This is a genomic window from Xanthomonas nasturtii (genome assembly GCF_001660815.1).
In the GTDB taxonomy this organism is placed as follows: Bacteria; Pseudomonadota; Gammaproteobacteria; order Xanthomonadales; family Xanthomonadaceae; genus Xanthomonas; species Xanthomonas nasturtii.
In genome coordinates this window covers 144,883-163,386 of sequence record NZ_LYMI01000001.1, presented here as the reverse complement: position 1 = coordinate 163,386, position 18,504 = coordinate 144,883, and the positions used below count along the sequence as shown (strand labels likewise).

14 protein-coding genes and 1 other RNA gene are annotated in these 18,504 nt (G+C 65.5%); 10 read left to right on the top strand and 5 right to left on the bottom strand.

All coding sequences use genetic code 11. The annotated features are described in order from the left end of the window. Positions 1–321 precede the first annotated feature (321 nt). The 6 genes from A7D16_RS00735 to A7D16_RS00710 all read left to right on the top strand — a co-directional run bounded on the left by A7D16_RS00735 (position 322) and on the right by A7D16_RS00710 (position 5,864). The gene (locus tag A7D16_RS00735; protein ID WP_064628888.1) at positions 322–606 is read left to right on the top strand and encodes a DUF4190 domain-containing protein; all 285 of its coding nucleotides are present in this window, start codon (positions 322–324) and stop codon (positions 604–606) included. Positions 607–608: 2 nt separating this feature from the next. After that, the gene (locus A7D16_RS00730; RefSeq protein WP_162841551.1) at positions 609–1,376 is read left to right on the top strand and encodes a class I SAM-dependent methyltransferase; all 768 of its coding nucleotides are present in this window, start codon (positions 609–611) and stop codon (positions 1,374–1,376) included. Positions 1,377–1,381: 5 nt separating this feature from the next. Then, entirely contained in the window at positions 1,382–2,437 is a 1,056-nt protein-coding gene (locus A7D16_RS00725; protein WP_064628882.1) for a quinone-dependent dihydroorotate dehydrogenase, read from the top strand. Continuing rightward, positions 2,434–3,486 (top strand): UDP-N-acetylmuramate dehydrogenase, encoded by a 1,053-nt coding sequence (gene murB / locus A7D16_RS00720; protein WP_064628880.1) that lies wholly within the window; start codon positions 2,434–2,436, stop codon positions 3,484–3,486. The genes A7D16_RS00725 and murB overlap by 4 nt, the downstream gene beginning before the upstream one ends. Beyond that, positions 3,480–4,391, top strand: coding sequence for a DMT family transporter (locus A7D16_RS00715; protein WP_064628878.1), 912 nt, complete (start codon positions 3,480–3,482; stop codon positions 4,389–4,391). Before murB ends, A7D16_RS00715 begins: the two co-directional genes overlap by 7 nt. A 174-nt stretch (positions 4,392–4,565) precedes the next feature. Continuing rightward, positions 4,566–5,864, top strand: coding sequence for an MFS transporter (locus A7D16_RS00710; protein ID WP_064628876.1), 1,299 nt, complete (start codon positions 4,566–4,568; stop codon positions 5,862–5,864). On the opposite strand, the gene A7D16_RS00705 is transcribed toward A7D16_RS00710, so the two are convergent. Both A7D16_RS00705 and ispG read right to left on the bottom strand, forming a co-directional pair. Then, positions 5,861–6,592, bottom strand: a complete 732-nt coding sequence (locus A7D16_RS00705; RefSeq protein WP_064628874.1) for a phosphatase PAP2 family protein — start codon at positions 6,590–6,592, stop codon at positions 5,861–5,863. The genes A7D16_RS00710 and A7D16_RS00705 overlap by 4 nt on opposite strands. Continuing rightward, positions 6,573–7,838, bottom strand: coding sequence for a flavodoxin-dependent (E)-4-hydroxy-3-methylbut-2-enyl-diphosphate synthase (gene ispG, locus A7D16_RS00700; protein WP_064628872.1), 1,266 nt, complete (start codon positions 7,836–7,838; stop codon positions 6,573–6,575). The genes A7D16_RS00705 and ispG overlap by 20 nt, the downstream gene beginning before the upstream one ends. Before the next feature lie 120 nt (positions 7,839–7,958). Here ispG and A7D16_RS00695 point away from each other — a divergent pair, with 120 nt between their 5' ends. Beyond that, positions 7,959–9,185: an ATP-binding protein gene (locus tag A7D16_RS00695; protein ID WP_064628870.1), complete on the top strand. Its 1,227-nt coding sequence runs from the start codon at positions 7,959–7,961 to the stop codon at positions 9,183–9,185. Beyond that, the gene (locus tag A7D16_RS00690) at positions 9,182–9,760 is read left to right on the top strand and encodes a response regulator transcription factor (protein WP_064628868.1); all 579 of its coding nucleotides are present in this window, start codon (positions 9,182–9,184) and stop codon (positions 9,758–9,760) included. Before A7D16_RS00695 ends, A7D16_RS00690 begins: the two co-directional genes overlap by 4 nt. A gap of 462 nt (positions 9,761–10,222) precedes the next feature. Here the strand turns inward: A7D16_RS00690 and A7D16_RS00685 are convergent, their stop codons facing one another. Further along, the gene (locus A7D16_RS00685; protein WP_064628866.1) at positions 10,223–11,209 is read right to left on the bottom strand and encodes a glycoside hydrolase family 5 protein; all 987 of its coding nucleotides are present in this window, start codon (positions 11,207–11,209) and stop codon (positions 10,223–10,225) included. A 697-nt stretch (positions 11,210–11,906) separates the two neighbouring features. Between A7D16_RS00685 and A7D16_RS00680 the strand changes: the two genes are divergently transcribed. Continuing rightward, positions 11,907–13,763, top strand: coding sequence for a putative bifunctional diguanylate cyclase/phosphodiesterase (locus A7D16_RS00680; protein ID WP_064628864.1), 1,857 nt, complete (start codon positions 11,907–11,909; stop codon positions 13,761–13,763). Positions 13,764–13,824: 61 nt separating this feature from the next. Beyond that, positions 13,825–13,902: non-coding RNA, sX9 sRNA (locus A7D16_RS00675), on the top strand. A gap of 103 nt (positions 13,903–14,005) precedes the next feature. On the opposite strand, the gene A7D16_RS00670 is transcribed toward A7D16_RS00675, so the two are convergent. Both A7D16_RS00670 and A7D16_RS00665 read right to left on the bottom strand, forming a co-directional pair. Continuing rightward, positions 14,006–15,568, bottom strand: coding sequence for a sodium/sugar symporter (locus A7D16_RS00670; RefSeq protein WP_064628862.1), 1,563 nt, complete (start codon positions 15,566–15,568; stop codon positions 14,006–14,008). A 258-nt stretch (positions 15,569–15,826) separates the two neighbouring features. Beyond that, on the bottom strand, positions 15,827–18,439 hold the full coding sequence (locus tag A7D16_RS00665; protein WP_064628860.1) for a glycoside hydrolase family 3 protein: 2,613 nt from the start codon (positions 18,437–18,439) through the stop codon (positions 15,827–15,829). Positions 18,440–18,504: the final 65 nt, after the last annotated feature.

Sequence of the window (18,504 nt, the reverse complement as noted above, 5' to 3'; positions counted from 1 at the left end):
GCATGAAGCCCAGAGCCTATCCCTGCACGAAGCCGTCCCCGGCCACCGCCATCAGCTCTGATAGCAGCAGCAGCTGGCCGACCTACCAATGGCAGCGTCGTAAGCGCGAACCGCATGGCCTGCCCCACCCGGCGCAGCCGCGCCACGTCGCCGGTCGGTAACAGCACCAAAACGACCAGATCGGCCTGTTCAACCCGTCAAATTCGACTCAGCACGCCCACCCAACTGCGTTTCGCCGCAAACGGCACGCCTTTTGCCCGGCGGCTCTGGGATAATCGGGCAACGCCAGCCGCCGGCTGCCGGCCTTTCAAGGAGTTCATGATGAACGTTGTCGTTCGACAGACCAGCGCCATGGCGATCGTCAGCCTGGTCGCAGGCATTCTCGGCTGGACGCTGATCCCCTTCCTGGGCAGCATCTGCGCCATCATCACCGGCCATCTGGCGCGCGCGGAAATCCGGCGCAATCCGCAGGGGCTGGACGGCGACGGCCTGGCAATTGGCGGCCTGATCCTGGGCTGGCTGGCCGTGGCGCTGTGGGTGCTGGGCGTTGCGGTTTTCATCCTGTTCTTCGGCGGCATGGCGTGGCTGGCGGCCGCAAACAGTTGAGCATGGCCGCGCCCTCCTCGGCCCAGCGTTTCAACGACCGTGTGGCGGCCTATGTGCGCTACCGGCCAAGTTATCCGCCGCAATTGCTGCGCTGGCTGCATGAAGAACTGGGTGTGACACCGGCGACAGCGGTGGCCGATATCGGCGCCGGCACCGGCATTTCCAGCCGTCTGTTTCTGGAAGCCGGTTATGCGGTCACCGCGGTGGAGCCCAACCCGGCCATGCGCGAAGCAGCGCTGCAATGGCTGGCGGAATTCCCCAAGTTCCAGGCAATCGACGGCACCGCCGAAGCCACCGGGCTGGCCGATGCCAGCGTAGGCGTGGTGTCTGCTGCGCAGGCCTTCCACTGGTTCGACATGCAGGCCGTGCGCGACGAATGGGCGCGCATCCTGCAGCCCGGTGGGCTGGCGCTGGTGTACTGGAACTCGCGCGAGCTGGACAGTACCGCGTTCCTGCGCGGCTACGAGCAGGTGTTGCTGGATTACGGCACCGACTACTCGGCAGTGGCCGAGCGTTACCAGGACGATGCCACCATGCAGGCGTGGTTCGGCGAAGGTTTCCGCGCAATGGCGCGTTTCCCGAATGTGCAGCGGCTGGACTTCGATGGCTTGCGCGGCCGCCTGCTGTCGTCTTCGTATGCCCCGCTTGCGCACGACCCACGTCATGCCCCGATGCTCGCCGCGCTGCGCACGCTGTTCGATGCCTACGCGCACGATGGGCTGATCGACTTCCACTACCAAACCCGCGTTTTCGCCGGGAGATTGAACTGACCCGCATGTATTCGCTTGCCCGCCCCTTCCTGTTTTCTCTCGATGCCGAGCGTGCCCACGCGCTGGCCTTGCGCTCCATCGACACCGCCTACCGGACCGGCACCACGGCGCTGCTGGCCAAGCGCCCGGTACCGCTGCCCACGCCGGCCTTCGGGTTGATGTTTCCGAATCCGGTCGGGCTTGGTGCCGGGCTGGACAAGAATGGCGAGCACATCGATGCGTTGCTTGCGCTGGGCTTCGGCTTTGTCGAGATCGGCACGGTGACGCCGCGTGCGCAGGAGGGCAACCCGAAGCCGCGCATGTTCCGGCTGCCCGAATATCAGGCGGTGATCAACCGCATGGGTTTCAATAACCTGGGCGTGGATGCGCTGGTGGCCAACGTGCAGCGCGCGCGCCGCCGTGGCGGCCTGCTCGGCATCAACATCGGCAAGAACAAGGACACGCCCAACGACGACGCGACCAGCGATTACCGCTATTGCATGGAGCGCGTGTATCCGCTGGCCGACTACATCACGGTCAATATTTCCTCGCCCAACACCGCCGGCTTGCGCGAATTGCAGGAAGAACAATCGCTGCGCCGCCTGATTTCCGACTTGCGTGAAACCCAGGAAGCGCTGGGTGCGCAACACGGCAAGCGCGTGCCGATGCTGGTGAAGGTGGCGCCGGACCTCAACGACCGCGACATCGATGCCGCTGCACGTGTGTTGGCCGATGTGGCGGTGGATGGCGTGATCGCCACCAACACCACGGTGACGCGCACCTTGATCGCCAATCACCCGCTGGCTGCGGAAGCCGGCGGGCTGTCCGGTGCGCCGCTGCTGGGGCAATCCACCCTGGTGTTGCGACGCTTGCGCGCGCGCCTGCCGGAATCGATTCCGTTGATCGGCGTGGGCGGCATCAACTCCGGCGCCGATGCGGTGGCCAAGATGGCAGCCGGTGCGAGCCTGGTGCAATGCTATAGCGGCCTGGTGTACCGCGGGCCGCAGCTCATCGGCGACTGCGTCGACGCGATCCGGCGCCGCCGCGAAGCGCCGAGCGGTGGCGCGGTGTCGCCGTTATGAGCGAGGCCGTGCAGGTGGGCTGGCAGCTGAGCGAGCATGCACCATTGCGCGCGCTCAATACCTTCCATGTGGAGGCCACCGCGCGCTGGTTGCTCAGCGTCCACACGCCCGAGGCACTGCCGCAGGCGCTCGCCGCGCCGGAGATCGCCGGCCAGCCGCTGCTGGTGCTGGGCAGCGGCAGCAACGTGTTGTTGGCCGGCGACCCGCCTGGCTGCGTGCTGTGTTTCGACAACCGCGACACCGCCATCATCGCGCACCGTATTGACCACGCCATCGTGCGTGCCGGTGCCGGCGTGAACTGGCATGCGCTGGTGCTGTATTCGCTGCAGCAAGGCTTGTCTGGCCTGGAAAATCTGGCATTGATTCCGGGCACCGTGGGCGCCTGCCCGATCCAGAACATCGGCGCGTACGGCGCGCAGGTGGGCGACTTCATCCACGTGGTGGAAGCCTTCGATCGCCACAGCCAGCAGTTCGTGCGGCTAGATGCGGCCGCTTGCGCGTTCGGCTACCGCGATAGCGTGTTCAAGCAGCAGCCCGAGCGTTATCTGATCGTGGCGGTGGAATTCAATCTGCCATTGCTGCACGAGCTGCGGCTGGACTACGCCGGCATCCGCGAGGAACTCGCCAGCATGGGTGCTGAATTGGCGGGCTCTGCCGATGTGGCGCAGGCAGTGATCAATATCCGTCGACGCAAATTGCCCGACCCGGATGTGCTCGGCAATGCGGGTAGCTTCTTCAAGAACCCGCTGCTGCCGAGCGAGCAGATTGCCGCGTTGCAGGCCAGCTTTGCCGACCTGCCGGTGTACCCGGGCGAGCATGCAGGCCAGGGCAAATTGTCGGCCGCCTGGCTGATCGAGCAGTGCGGCTGGAAAGGCAGCCGCGAGGGCGATGCCGGCGTGTCGCCCGAGCATGCGCTGGTGCTGGTCAATTACGGCACCGCCAGTGGCGCGCAGTTGCTGGATTTCGCGCGGCGCATCGCCGAGTCGGTGCGCGAGCGCTATTCGGTCATTCTGGAGCCGGAACCGCGCATCATCGGAGCGCATTGGTGACTGCAGCGCAGGTCTCGCGACGTGCCGCGCTGTGGATGCTCACCAGTACCTTCGCCTTCGGCCTGATGGCGATCACCATTCGCCTGGCATCGAGCACCATTGCCACGACCGAAATTGCATTCTTTCGTAATGCATTCGGGCTGTTGGCGTTGCTGCCCTTGATCGTGCGGCCCGGCAAGGCGCTGCCGCGCACCCGGCAATTGCCGCAGTATTTCGCCCGCACCCTGATTGGTCTGGCCTCGATGCTGTGCGGGTTCTGGGCGATCGGCCATCTGCCGTTGTCGCAGGCTATTTCGCTCTCCTACGCCACACCGCTGTTCGTCACCGTGCTGGCAGTGATCTGGCTGCACGAGCAGGTGCGCATGCGGCGCTGGCTGGCAGTGGCGGCGGGCTTTATCGGCGTGCTGGTGATCCTGCGGCCGGGTTCGTCCACCTTTACGCCCGGCTTGCTGATTGCGCTGCTGGCGGCGGTGATCAGCGCCATCGTTGCGATCCAGATCAAGCAGCTCTCGCGCAGCGACGACTCCGACACGGTGGTGTTCTACACCTACGTGTTCTGGGTGCCGATGTCGCTGATTCCGGCGCTGTTCCAGTGGACTTGGCCGCAGGGCATCGACTGGCTGTGGTTGGTGGCCACCGGCATCTTCGGCACGGCCGGGCAGTTGTTCTGGACGCGCGCACTCAAGCTGGGCGAGGTCTCTGCATTGCAGCCGATCAGCTTCATGCAGCTGCCGCTGGTGGCGCTGCTGGGTTGGTGGCTGTTCGGCGAGGCGATCGAACGCCACACCGTACTCGGCGCGGCCATCATCATCGGTGCCAACGTCTACATCGCCCATCGTGAAACCGTGCTGGCGCGCCGCGCCGCCACGCATGCGCCGGTGGAAGGCGCCAAGCCGGGCGAGTAGCACCCCGGCGCAGACGCGCAGGCATGTCCAGACGACCGAAACGCCCGCATAGCCATGGCTGCGATACAGAATCGGCATACCGGGCGAGGCCGCAGGACGCGCTAGCATTGGATGTCACGCCGCGAACACTGTGACTGGCAAGGCGCGTCACCAACCGCAACAGGACGCAGCTGCATGAACACGCATAACGCGCTTGGCACCGCCGCAGCAAACCACCTGACACGCCGCGACTACAGGACGCTGGGCTTGGCCGCGCTGGGCGGCGCGCTGGAGTTCTACGACTTCATCATCTTCATCTTTTTCGCGAAGGTGCTGGGCGAATTGTTCTTTCCTCCCGGCATTCCGGAATGGACGCGGCAGTTGCAGACCTTCGGCATTTTTGCGGCCGGCTACCTGATCCGTCCGCTGGGCGGGATCGTGATGGCGCACTTCGGCGATCTGCTCGGCCGCAAGCGCATGTTTGCGCTCAGCATCGGCTTGATGGCATTGCCCACGCTGGCCATCGGTGTGCTGCCGACCTATGCGCAGATTGGCCTGGCCGCACCGTTGTTGCTGCTGACAATGCGCTTGCTGCAAGGCGCCGCGATCGGTGGCGAGGTGCCCAGCGCATGGGTCTTCGTCGCAGAACACGTCCCCGCGCAGCGCCGAGGCCTGGCCTGCGGTACGCTGACTGCGGGCCTGGCTGCCGGCGTGCTGCTCGGCTCGCTCAGCGCCGGGGCGCTCAATCGCGTGTACACGCCGCAGGAGATCGCCGACTACGCCTGGCGTCTGCCGTTCCTGGCGGGCGGCATCTTCGGCCTGTTGTCGGTGTACCTGCGCCGCTGGCTACACGAGACCCCGGTGTTCGCCGAGATGGTGGCGATGCGTGCATTGGCGCGCGAGACGCCGCTCAAGGTGGTGATGCGCGATCACCCGCGCAGCCTGGCGCTGTCGTTATGGCTGACCTGGATTGTGGCAGCGGCGGTGCTGGTGGTGTCGCTGATGACGCCTACCCTGCTGCAAAGCGCCTATGGCTATCCAGCGGCGGTCGCCTTGCAGGCCAATCTGCTGGCGGTACTGCTGCAGGCCATCGGCTCGGTGGTGGCCGGTGCGCTGTCGGATCGCTGGGGCAACGGCCGCGTGCTGCTGGGTGGGAGCGTGCTCCTGGGCGCGAGCGCATGGCTGTTCTATCGCTTTGCCGGCGACCCGCAGTTGCTGTTCCCGCTGTATGCGCTGCTGGGCGCCGCGCTTGGTGTGCTGGGCGCAATCCCGCGTGTCATGGTCGAAGCGTTTCCAGCGGTGATCCGCCTGTCTGGCGTGTCGTTCGCCTACAACCTGGGCTACGCCGTGTTTGGCGGCCTGACCCCGCTGGTGGTGGTGATGTTGCTCAAGCAGCACCCGATGGGACCGGCGTATTACGTGATGTTGCTGGCCTCCATCGGAACCATCGTTGGCGCCCGGCTATGGCGACGGGAGCTTCCCGGCCGCTCTTAATCTGCGAACGGCAAGTGCCCGGGCTGCTCCGCCACCGCCGCGCTCGGTTTGCGCCAGTGCGGCCGCCGGGCACCGCGAAACATCACCAGATACAGGCCGACCACCCATACCAGCGCGGCCGACCAGCCGCCCAGGATGTCGGAGGGGTAATGCACCCCCAGATAGATCCGCGAGGTGCCCACCAATAGCGCGAACACGCTGGCGGCGATCGTCACCGGCCAGCGCCAGCGCGTGTTCCAGGCCAGCGCGATGACCACCGCCGCGAGCGTCATCGAGCCCATCGCATGACCACTGGGAAAGCTGAAGGTGCTCTCTGGCGCGATGGATTCCCACAGGCTGGGGCGGTCGCGCTGGAACACCTGCTTGGCCCCCATGTTCAACAACGCCGAGCCAGCGAATCCCGCTGCCGCGAAAGTGCCCTCGCGCCAGCGGCGCAAGACCAGCAGCACCAGCACGATGGCGATATCGGCCGGAATCACGCCGTACTGGTAGCCCAGCTTGGAGATCACCCCGAAAAACGCGTCCAGCCCGGGCGTGGCAATGCTGCGCATGCTCCACAGCAGCGGCTCGTCGAAATAAAAATTTTCCAGCTCATGGACTTCATCGGCCAGGTCCACGAACAAGCCCAGCGGCAGCAACACCCCGGCGAACAGCAGCGCCATGCGCCAGGCATTGCTGCGCAGCCACCGCTTGAATCCGGCCCGCGATTCAGCCGGCGCGGCGGACATAGGTGCGTTCGACGTATTGATCGATCAAATCGATGAATTCATAGGCGATATTTTCGCCGCGCAAGGTGACGCTTTTTTCGCCATCGATGAACACCGGCGCCGACGGCGCCTCGCCCGTGCCCGGCAGCGAGATACCGATATTGGCGTGGCGCGATTCACCGGGACCGTTGACCACGCAGCCCATCACCGCAAGCGTCATGTTCTCGGCGCCGGGGTTGGAGATTTTCCACTCCGGCATCTTGGCGCGCACGTGGTTCTGCACCACGCCCGCCAGTTCCTGGAAGAACTCGGAGGTGGTGCGGCCGCAGCCCGGGCAGGCAGTGACCATCGGGGTAAACGCACGCTGGCCGGTGGTCTGCAGCAGTTCCTGCGCCACGATCACTTCCTGGGTACGCGACTGTCCCGGCTCCGGGGTCAGCGAGATGCGGATGGTGTCGCCGATGCCTTCCTGCAGCAGCACGCTCAGCGCCGCCGCCGAGGCCACGATGCCCTTGCTGCCGATCCCGGCCTCGGTCAGGCCCAGATGCAGCGCAAAGTCGCAGCGGCTGGCCATGTCGCGATATACCGCGATCAGCTCCTGCACGCCGGACACCTTGGCCGACAGAATGATGCGCTCGCGCGCCAGACCCAGCTCCACCGCACGCTCGGCCGAATCCACCGCAGAGCGGATCAGCGCCTCACGCAGCACGCGGCCGGCATCCCAGGGCGTTTCGCGCTGCGAGTTTTCGTCCATCAGCTGCGCCGCCAGCGACTGGTCCAGCGAACCCCAGTTGGCACCGATGCGCACCGGCTTGTCGTACTTGATGGCGAATTCGATCAGCTGCGCGAACTGCAGATCCTTCTTCTTGCCAAAGCCGACATTGCCCGGATTGATGCGGTACTTGGCCAGCGCCTCGGCGCAGGCCGGTTCGGCAGCAAGCAACTGATGGCCGTTGTAATGGAAGTCGCCGATCAACGGCACCTCGATCCCCATCATGCGCAGCTTGTCCACGATGCGCGGGATGGCGGCAGCGGACTCGGCGTTGTTGACGGTCAGGCGTACCATTTCCGAGCCGGCGCGCCACAGGTCGGCCACCTGCTTGACGCTGCCGGCGATGTCGGCGGTGTCGGTGTTGGTCATGGATTGCACGACGACCGGATGGCCGCCGCCCACGATCACACTGCCGACCTTGACGGCCTGGGTGATGCGGCGCGGCCAGGCGGTGGCGTCGGCGGGAGCGGTTGGGCGGGTCACGGCGTCATGCATCGCGGTATTTTAGCCTGTCCGCCGTGCGCTCACAGCTGAAGCGCCTTACCGGCCGTCCTCCGGGCCGATGCGACGGTTTGTCGCAGGCCACCACCTCCCCGAGCGCATAGCATTGCCGTGATGAACACCTCCGACGCTTCCTTCCTGCGCACCCTGTGCAGCCTGCGCTGGCTGGCCACCGCCGGCCAGGCCGCCACCATCCTGGTCGCCACCGGGCTGATGGGCCTGAACCTGCCGCAGCAACCGTTGTGGGCCGGCGTGGCCGCACTGGCGGTGTTCAACCTGTATGCGCAGCTGCGTGTGGCCCACCGTGGCGCGGTGGGCCCGGCCACCGAGTTCGGCCACATCCTGGTCGATGTGACGGTGCTGACCTGGATGGTGGGCTGGAGCGGCGGCATCGCCAACCCGTTCGGTTCGTTGTTCCTGGTGCTGATCGCGCTGGCCGCGCTGGCCCTGCCGCTGGGCTGGGCGATGGCGGTGGCGGCATCGTGCGTGGCCGGCTACGTGATCAGCGCGGCATTCGGCCTGCCGCTGCCGTACGGCAGCTTCGACCCGCTGAGCCTGCACATGTGGGGCATGGCGGCCAACTTCCTGCTGTCCACGGTGGTGGTGCTCACCTTTGCCACCCGGCTGGCGTTGTCGATGCGCGAACGCGAGCGCGAGATATCCACCCTGCGCGAACGCTTCGCGCGCAACGAAGGCATCGTGGCGCTGGCCACGCATGCGGCGTCGGTCGCGCACGAACTGAACACGCCGCTGGCGACCATGACCCTGCTGGTGGACGACATCGCCGACCAGTGCGAGCAAGGCGAATTGCGCGAAGACCTGGACACCCTGCGCGAACTGCTGGTGCAGTGCCACGAACGCGTGCTGGCCCTGGCCGCGCCTGCCGACAACGGCCACCTGAGCCGCGAAGTGGCAGTGAAGGAAGTCCTCGAACAATGGCGCCTGGTGCGCCCCACCATCGAGCTGCGCCGCAACGACGATGCGCCGATGCGGCTGATGCTGCAGCCCGGCGTCAGCCATCTGCTGATGGTGCTGCTCAACAACGCCGCCGATGCCGGCGAACGCGCCGGGCGGCCGCAGATCGACCTGACCCTGCGGGTGGAACACGACCACCTCAGCGGCGAAGTACGCGACTACGGCCCCGGCTTCGACACCTCGCAAGCGATGTTGCCGGGCACCTTGTTCAACAGCGGCAAGCACGACGGCATGGGTGTAGGCCTGGCGCTCTCGCATGCCACCGTCGAACGCCTGCAGGGTGAGTTGTGGATGCTGCCCGCCGAAGGCAGCGGCGCGCGCGTCGGTTTCCGTCTGCCGCTCTCCGAACACGAGGCACTCGCATGACAAGCCCCCCGATCCGCACCGGCCTGCTGGTCGACGACGACACCCTGTACCTGCGCACGCTGCAACGCAGCCTCGCGCGCCGCGGTGTGGAAACGCTCACCGCCACCGATGCGGCCAGCGCATTGTCAACCGCACGCCGCGCATTGCCGGATTTTGCGTTGATCGATCTCAAGCTCGGCCACGATTCGGGCCTGAGCCTGATCCAGCCGCTGCGCGAGATCCGTGCCGACATGCGCATCCTGCTCGTCACCGGGTACGCAAGCATCGCCACCGCAGTGGAGGCGATCAAGCTCGGTGCCGACGATTACCTGCCCAAGCCGGCCAATATCCCCACCATCATGCGTGCGCTGGGCGAGGAAGACGACGAGTTGCCCGAGCCGGACGAAGAAGAAACCGCACAGGAAATGATGACCCCGCTCAGTCGCCTGCAGTGGGAGCACATCCAGCAGGCGCTGCACGAAACCGGCGGCAATGTCTCGGCAGCCGCGCGCCTGCTCGGGATGCATCGCCGCTCGCTGCAGCGCAAGTTGACCAAGCGGCCAAGCCCGGGCCCATTGCGCGAGCCCGGGCGCTGAGACATAGCGAGGTTGTCGCAAGGACGCGCTGACTGAATGTGCCGTGGCCTCACCGGGACATTCCGGTCGAGGGCGCGGTGCCCTCACCGCTCGCGGGACACACCGTTAACCCGTCCATGGGGGCTCGGTGGCGGCATCCATGCCGCCAACGGTCCCGCAATCGGCAAGGACACCGCACCAGACAGTTGGCTGGTGGTTTTGTTGAAGAGCGAAGACACCACGCCGCCGATCTAATCGGTCGCTGTTTTGAAAACTCTGCACACCGACCATCTCGACTGGCCCTTGCCCGCCCACCATCGCGGGACCTCGAGCGGCATGGATGCCGCGCCAGAGTTACACGGACCTGCTTGTAGCGTGTCCCGCGATGGTGGGCGGGCAAGGGACCTGCAGGACACTCGCAGATCGACTGCCTTCCAGTGAGCTATCCACCCAACCACAGACCTTGACCGCAGGGCTTGAATCTCAACGCGGGCCGAACACACGCGCCTTGCGCGAGGTCGCTGCGATGCCATCTGTACCCAGGATCAAGCGGCGGCCCCAGGTGCTCAACCGCCCGGCATTCCAGCCCATTGCGATATCCAGCGATTGCGTGCTGCTGTCGTTGCCCGACCATGACCAGCCCATGTAGCCAACGTTGTATTCGCGCGCGCGCCGCATGATGGCCGCTTCATCAACATGCGCACCACGATGGTCGCCGCCGAATTCGCCGATCACCAGCGCCAGCTTTTTATCGTTGAAAGCGCGCAAGTAATTATTGACCGTCGCATCGCTACCGAATACTTCGTACATGTGCACGCTAAACATCACATTACGACGGCTGTCGCGCGTGAGCAGTGCGGCGGCGTTGTCGCGCATGTAGAACTGCCAGTCCTGGCCCCAGTTCGGCGCATCCACCATCAAGGCGTGGGTCAATCCGTTCTTGCGCAAGGCAGCGATTGCAGTGGCATGGCCGTTGACCCATTCGCTTGCACTCAGGCGGTTGCCGAATGGTTCGTTGGCGATATTGATGATTACATGGTCTTCGTTGCCAACCAGTGCCTTGCGGATGCTGACCCAGTAATTGGTTGCGTTGACCAGATTGGCTGCCGCGGTGTCTTCGCCATAGCCAGTGGTGTCATGCACCTCCAGCACCGCGATCAGGCCCAGGCTTTTGCAGCGCGCGATGATGCGTGCCACGTCAGCTTCCGGCGTGCGCGTCCAGCGGTAGCCGGAGCTGAGCACGATGCGCACGCTGTTGGCGCCGGTCGCCGCGATCGCAGCCAATGCCGCATCGGTGCGGCCCGCATACCAGGCATGCGGAAGATTGACACCGCGCAACACCAGTGCATTGCCGTTGGACTCGCGCAGCTGCGTCCCGGACACCGTAAGCCCTGCATGGGCGACAGAAGACAGCGCCAGACCGGCGATCACCAGCAGCGTGCGTTGTGCGAAAGACAGCAATGAATTCACGACGACTCCAAACGTGGGGATGACAGAACGCGATGGCGAGATTCACAGCGCGAGTGAAGAATGTGTCAATTCACGCCGCAGCTGAGTCAAACGCGCATCACAGAAGCAAATATCTATCGGCGCTTAGTTGGTCGGCTGACCAAGGGCGGATAGTTGCGTCGAGCGGCAATCCGCTGCGGACAAATAGTGATCGGCAGCGCACGCGCAATATTTAGCTCTGTGACCGCAACCGGCATACGCCACGCGCGTTGTTGTGATCACACTTTCCCGCTGAAGCGGATCAGCGATTGTTTCGTGGAGACAGCGCCGCGCCGTTGCATCGACCATCTGATTTGCGCAACGCGCGCAGTGTCTTTCTAGCGCTTCGGCTGCGGCGTTCTTCGGCTGTGTCGCTGTATCGTGCTGTCGCTACGGCGCTCTGCCAACCGGTGCGCTGTCGGTAGCTGCTCTGGTCCAGTCGCTCTTCAAGTCGCGTGGCCCCGACGTCGCAACGTCATGACGTCGCAGGCACGTTGGATGCTTCGCTTCTTCCACTTGGCGTTTCCTCACGCCTGCGTCGTTGCCTCCATGCGTTTGCGCTCTTTCGCTTGCCGCAACGTTCCACACCGGCGCATCCCCCCCCCGGCCCATCCGACATCAACTGAACGGAGTCAATCATTGCCGATCAAGGGATTGCGCTTCAGGCCGATACGAGCACATGCCTTCCCTGCCCGCCTCCGTCGAATCCCTCCTTCCGCCCACGCTCGACGAGTCGACTCGGCTGGCGGTGCTGCGAGGCTTGTGCCTGCTGGATTCGCCGCCGGACCCGGTGTTCGACACCGTTGCCGCCATGGCGGCGCGCAGCCTGGGTGCGGAAATTGCGCTGGTCTCGCTGGTGGACGAACACCGCCAGTGGTTCAAGGCACGCGTTGGACTGGAAGCGCGCGAGACGCCGCGCAGCCAGGCGTTCTGCGCGCACGCGATCCGCTCGGACGAAGTGATGGTGGTGCCGGATGCGCAGCTGGATCCGCGTTTTTCCAATAATCCGCTGGTACTGGGCCCGCCGTTCATCCGCTTCTACGCCGGTGCGCCGCTGAAACTGCACGACGGCCACAGCATCGGCACCTTGTGCGTGATCGGCACCAGCCCGCGCCCCGGACTGGATGCGGCGGCGATCACCCAGCTGGAAGGCCTGCGCGACCTTGCCGTGCTGCGCGTGGAAAACCTGCGCAGCACCACCTACCGCGATGGCCCGACCGGGCTGCCCAATCGCTCGCGTTTCAGCGAAGACCTGGATGCCTGGCTGTCGCAACGCGACACCGCTCCGGCCACCACGGCGGTGGCCATCGACATCTGCGGCAGCGATTACTTCCGCGACATGGTCAAGGCGCTGGGCTGGGATTACGCCGACGGCTATGTGGCCTTGGCCCAGCGTCGCCTGGCGGCCTACCTGCCCGCCACCACTATGCTGTACCGGCTCGACCCGACCACTTTCGGCTTTCTGGCCCAGGCCGAAACCCAGCGCCTGGCCACGCTGTGCACCAAGGTATCGAAAGCCTTCACCGAGCCGCTGGAGCATCAAGGCATCCCGCACACCGCCGTGGCCTCGATCGGCGCAGTGGCATTGCAGACCAGCTATGGCGCTGCCGACACCATCCGCTCGCTGACCACCGCGGTAGATGTTTCGCGCGAGCGCGGCCAGGCGTGGAGCATGTACGAGCGCAAGCACGATGTGGTCCAGCGCAATACCTTCCGCCTGCTGGCCGCCCTGCCTGCCGCCCTGGACAGCGCCAGCCAGCTGCGCCTGCACTATCAACCGCGCGTGGACCTGCATGACCACCGCTGCGTGGGCGTGGAAGCGCTGCTGCGCTGGCAACACCCGATGATCGGCCCGGTGATGCCGTCGGACTTCGTTCCGATGGCCGAGAAAACCGCGCTGATCAACCGCATCACCGCCTGGGTCATCGACAACGGCATAGCCCAGGCCGCGCGCTGGCAGCAGCAAGGCCTGGACTTCAACCTGGCCTTGAACGTGTCGGCTGCCGACCTGGATCGCCCCGGCTTTGCGGGCCTGCTGCGGCGTGGCCTGGATCGCCACAAGCTGGATCCGCGCCGGCTGGAAATCGAATTCACCGAAAGCGCGATGATCCGTCACCCGGAGCACCTGGCCGAGCAATTGGCCGCCATCGCGGCGCTGGGCGTGCATATCGCCATCGACGACTTCGGCACCGGCTACAGCAATTTCAGCTACCTCAAGCAGCTGCCGGCCAGCGCGTTGAAGATCGATCAATCCTTCATCCGCTCGCTGCCGGACAACCGCACCGACCGCACCCTGGTGCCGGCGATGATCCAGCTCGGCCACAGCCTGGGCCAGCGTGTGGTTGCCGAAGGTATCGAATCGCCGGAGGCCTACGCGCAGCTGCGCGCCTGGGGCTGCGACGAAGGCCAGGGTTACTGGATCGCCCGGCCGATGCCGGCCGCAGCGCTGGAAACCTGGCTGGAAACGCCGTGGCACGATCAGCACGCCGCGCCGACCAACCTGCTTGCCGAAAGCCTGGCCGCCGCACGCGTCTAAGCGCAGCGACCAACACGACTGCACAGTCGCCATCCGCGCGCGGCTACTGCTCGGCATCGGCATGTACCCCCGCGAACAGCACGATTCTGAGTGCGTCGTCCGCATCCACCTGACAACTGCTTGCTACGTGTTGGCAGCCGCTCCAAGCGATGGCCAAACTGCAAGCGTTAAACGCAGCGCGGCGCGACACCCGGGTGCCGCGCCGCGTTGCGTTTCACACCATCAATCTGCAGCGACGGCGCTTACCAGAACACCGTGTACAGCACGATCAGGATCGCGATCACGCCCGCCGCGCCGACCTTGAAGCCCAGCGTGGTGCCATAGGCCACATCGTCGGTACGAATCAGGTCGCGTGCCTGCGTGGGCGCGGTCAGCAACGACACCACCACCGCCAGCACCAGCGCCGCAACGAACACCACGCCGATGCGGTCCATGAAGGGCAGTTCCGGCCAGGCGAACTTGAGCGCGAACGACAACACCACCGAACCGATCGCCGCGGTCAGCGCGCCGGCTTCGTTGGCACGCTTCCAGAACAGGCCGAGCATGAAGATCACAACCACGCCCGGCGTAAAGAAGCCGGTGAATTCCTGGATGAACTGGAAGCCCTGATCGAAGTTGCCCAGCAATGGCCGCGCGGTGAGGATGCCGATCAGCACCGACACCGCCGCCACGATCCGGCCCACACGCACCAGCTGCTTCTGCTCGGTCTGCGGGCGGAACTTGGCGTAGAAATCCAGGGTGAAGATGGTCGCCACCGAATTGATCTTGGACGCCAGCGAGGCCACGATCGCCGCCACCAGTGCCGCGAACACCAGGCCCAGGATGCCGGTCGGCAGCAACTGCATCATGGTCGGATAGGCCTGGTCGGGCTTGGCCAGATCCGGCGCCAGCACCACCGCGGCAATGCCCGGCACCACGATCACCAGCGGCATCAGCAGCTTCAGGAACGCGGCAAACACCATGCCCTTCTGCGCCTCGCCGATGTTCTTGGCCGCCAGTGCGCGCTGGATGATGTACTGGTTGAAACCCCAGTAACTGATGTTCATCACCCACAGCCCGCCCAGCAGCACGCTCAGGCCCGGCAGATCTTTGTAGAACGGGTTGTCCTTGGTCAGGATCATGTGGAAGTGCTCGGGGTGCGCGCTCCACAGGTGCTTGAAGCCGGCCAGCACGCCGGCGCCATCGCCGATCCGCGCCAGGGTCAACCCGGCCACCAGCAGGCCGCCCAGCACCAGCAGCGTGACCTGCACGATGTCGGTCAGCGCGACAGCTTTAAGACCGCCATACAGCTGGTAGACCAGTGCGAACACGCCGATCAGCGCCAGCGCCAGGGTCTGGTCCATGCCGGTGACCTGGCTGACCGCGATCGACCCCAGCCACAGGATCGAGGTGAGATTGACGAACACGTACAGCAGCAGCCAGAACACCGCCATCAGCGTGCGGATCCACTTGCCGTACCGCTGCTCCAGGAACTGCGGCATGGTGTAGATGCCGTTGCGCAGGAAGATCGGCAGGAAGAACTTGCCCACGATCAGCAGCGTCAGCGCCGCCATCCATTCGTAGGAGGCAATCGCAAGACCGATGGCATAGCCCGAACCGGCCATGCCGATGATCTGTTCGGCCGAAATGTTCGCGGCAATCAGCGAGGCGCCGATCGCCCACCACGGCAACGATTTGCTCGCCAGGAAGTAGTCCTCGGCGCTCTTGCTATGGCCTGCCTTCTCGCGCGAGACCCACTGCGCAAGCACGAAGATGCCGGTCAGGTAGACCAGCACAATCACGATATCCAACGTCGCCAAACCCACTGCACTCTCCTGTCTGGCTCTGGGGTGTGCGCCGAGCGCCGGACAAGCCTGCAGAATGCCGCCGCAACGCACAGCGTGCGCCACGGCAGCGCGGCGAACCGCAGCTGCAGGCCATCCCGGCCGATCGACGCGCGCGTCCCGCGGCGGCTGATGACACCACCGATGAGGGTGGCCGCTGTAACGCGTCGCCAACACTGGCGACGCACCTGTTTCGTCTGATCTACCGCATTCCCGCAGGCGTGCCTGCGGGAATGCCGCTTACTTGACCGCGCAGTCGACGGTGACTTCGGCTTCGTTGAGCGCGCCCAGCGACACCTTCGACACCGCCAGGTCCAGCGCGGCAGCGCTTTCGATGCTGGCCACCTGGGTCAGCTTGGTCACGTCGGCACCGGCCACTGCGAAGCACTTCAACGGCACGCCGACCACCTTCCACTGGCCTTGCGGCAGTGCGGCCAGGGTCTTGTGCACATCGACGCGGCCGCCGCACTTGTCGCCACAGCCCACGCCCAGCCATACCGGCGCGGTCACCGCGCTGTCGCGGCGCAGGGTCAGCTGCAACTGCACATCGCCGTTGCTCTCACGCGAGACATCGACCGGCTTGCCGGACACCAGCAACACACTGGCCGCCTTGGCACCGGACCAGACCAGACGCCGCGCATCTTCCTGCGCCTTGTGATCGACCGCGGTCATCTTCAGGCTGCCATCGGACAGACCCACCGGCAGCGTGGTGGCCGGCATATTGGCCTGGCCGGCATTGGACAGCTGCATCGCGATACCCAGTGCCGGCTTGCCGCGCACGAAGTACACCCCGCCCACCGACTGCTCGCCGGACACGCCCGATTCCTCGGGCAGCGCGGCCAGGTCGCCCTTGTCGGCGTAGGTCAGGCCGAAACCGAACTTGAACTGCGGGTCGTAATCCTTCTGGCCCACGTTGTTGGCGAACTGCACCGCGGTCTTGGGCCAGGAGAAGCTGAGCTTGCCCTTGAAGTCGTTCTGCACGCTGCCATCGGCCTTGCGCAGCAGCACGTCGGCAATGCCTTCGCCTTCCGAGCCCGGCAACCATGCGGCGACGAATGCATCGGCCGCGTTGATGTACTGGTTCATCCACAACGGACGCCCGCTCAGGAACACTGCCACCACCGGGATGCCTTCGGCCTTGAGCTTCTTGATCAGCGCCAGCTCGCTCTCGTCGCCCGGCTTGTACAGCAAGGTGGCGATGTCGCCCTGGAACTCGGCATACGGGTTTTCGCCGAACACCACCACCGCCACGTCGGGCTTGGTCTTGTAGGCGCCGTCCACGGCCAGCTCGGCCTTGCCGCCGGCCGCCTTGATCTGCTTGTCCAGGCCTTCCCAGATGGTGTTGCCATTGGGGTAGTCGCTGCGCTTGGTGCCGGTGCCCTGCCAGTTCAGCGTCCAGCCGCCGGACTGCTTGCCCATGTCGTTGGCGCCGTCGCCCAGCACCAGCACGCGCTTTTTCGGATCCAGCGGCAGGATGCCGGCCTGGTTCTTCAGCAGCACCAGCGACTCGCGCACCGCCTGGCGGGCGATGGCGCGGTGTTCCGGCGCGCCCAGCAATTCGTACTTGCCACCGAGCGGACGCTTGGACGGCTTGCCGGCTTCGAACAGGCCCAGACGCAGCTTGACGCGCAGGATGCGGCGCACCGCATCGTCCAGGCGCTCGGCCGAGATCTGGCCCGACTTCACTGCTGCCAGTTCGGTTTCGTAGATGCCCTTCCAGCTGTCGGCGGCCATCGCCATGTCGACGCCGGCAATGAACGAGGCCGGGCAGTTGTCGTTGGTGCAGCCCTTGACCTGGCCGTGGCCGTTCCAGTCACCGACCACGAAGCCGCCGAAGTTCATGCGGCCCTTCAGCACGTCGGTCAGCATGACCTTGTTGCCGTGCATCTTCTCGCCGTTGAAGCTGTTGAACGAGGCCATCACCGTCTGCGCACCGGCGGCGATCGCCGGCGGGTAACCGGCGGCGTGGATGTCGCGCATGGTGGCTTCGGACACCTTGGTGTCGCCCTGGTCCTTGCCGTCGGTGGTGCCTCCGTCGCCGACGAAATGCTTCACCGAGGAAATCACGTGGCTGCCGTCCAGGAACTGCGGGGTGCCCGGGGTGCCCTGCACGCCTTCGACCATCTTGCCGGCAAAGCTGGCCACCACATCCGGCGATTCGGAATAGCCTTCGTAGCTGCGGCCCCAACGGTCGTCCTGCGGCACCGCCACGGTGGGCGCGAAGGTCCACTCCATGCCGGTGACGCGGGTTTCGGCAGCGGTGACTTCGCCGATCTTCTTGATCAGGTCGGGGTTGCGCGTGGCCCCTAAGCCAATGTTGTGCGGAAACAGCGTGGCGCCGACGATATTGCTCTGGCCGTGCACCGCATCGATGCCGAAGATGATCGGGATCGCGTTGCCGCCCTTGGAGGTGTCCATCGACGCCTCATAGAACGCGTCGGCCAGCTTCAGCCATTCGGCCGGGCTGGCGTTGTACTTGCCGCCGGGATCGGAGTTGCCGCCGGCCAGCACCGAGCCGATGCGGTACTTGCGCACGTCGTCCGGGGTCAGGCTGGCGATGTCGCCCTGAACGGTCTGGGCGACCTTCTCTTCGACGCTCATCTTGGCCATCACCTCGGTGATGCGTTGCTCCAGCGCCGCGTCCTGCGCGAACGGCCACTTCGGCGAGGGCCACTGGTCCGGATGGATGGTGGTCGAAGACTCCGCAGGCGTGCTGGCCGGGGCGGTCTTGCTCGCCTCGGCAGCGGTGTCCTTGCCTTGGCAGGCGGCCAGCATCAGCACCGCCGCAGCGGTTGCCAGAGAGAGGGCACGCCGCGCGACGGGCGCGGCGGTACGACGAAGCAGCTTGTCCAAGATCCGGGTCTCCAGGGTGGTTCTCCCACGGCGATGCGTTGCGCCGCAGGCCATTAGGCGGCGTA

Bases quoted from the DNA above. Each gene is read 5' to 3' on its own strand.
- A7D16_RS00735 (WP_064628888.1), top strand. From the start codon at position 322: ATGAACGTTGTCGTTCGACAGACCAGCGCCATGGCGATCGTCAGCCTG.
- A7D16_RS00730 (WP_162841551.1), top strand. From the start codon at position 609: ATGGCCGCGCCCTCCTCGGCCCAGCGTTTCAACGACCGTGTGGCGGCC.
- A7D16_RS00725 (WP_064628882.1), top strand. From the start codon at position 1,382: ATGTATTCGCTTGCCCGCCCCTTCCTGTTTTCTCTCGATGCCGAGCGT.
- murB (WP_064628880.1), top strand. From the start codon at position 2,434: ATGAGCGAGGCCGTGCAGGTGGGCTGGCAGCTGAGCGAGCATGCACCA.
- A7D16_RS00710 (WP_064628876.1), top strand. From the start codon at position 4,566: ATGAACACGCATAACGCGCTTGGCACCGCCGCAGCAAACCACCTGACA.
- A7D16_RS00705 (WP_064628874.1), bottom strand. From the start codon at position 6,592: ATGTCCGCCGCGCCGGCTGAATCGCGGGCCGGATTCAAGCGGTGGCTG.
- ispG (WP_064628872.1), bottom strand. From the start codon at position 7,838: ATGCATGACGCCGTGACCCGCCCAACCGCTCCCGCCGACGCCACCGCC.
- A7D16_RS00695 (WP_064628870.1), top strand. From the start codon at position 7,959: ATGAACACCTCCGACGCTTCCTTCCTGCGCACCCTGTGCAGCCTGCGC.
- A7D16_RS00690 (WP_064628868.1), top strand. From the start codon at position 9,182: ATGACAAGCCCCCCGATCCGCACCGGCCTGCTGGTCGACGACGACACC.
- A7D16_RS00680 (WP_064628864.1), top strand. From the start codon at position 11,907: ATGCCTTCCCTGCCCGCCTCCGTCGAATCCCTCCTTCCGCCCACGCTC.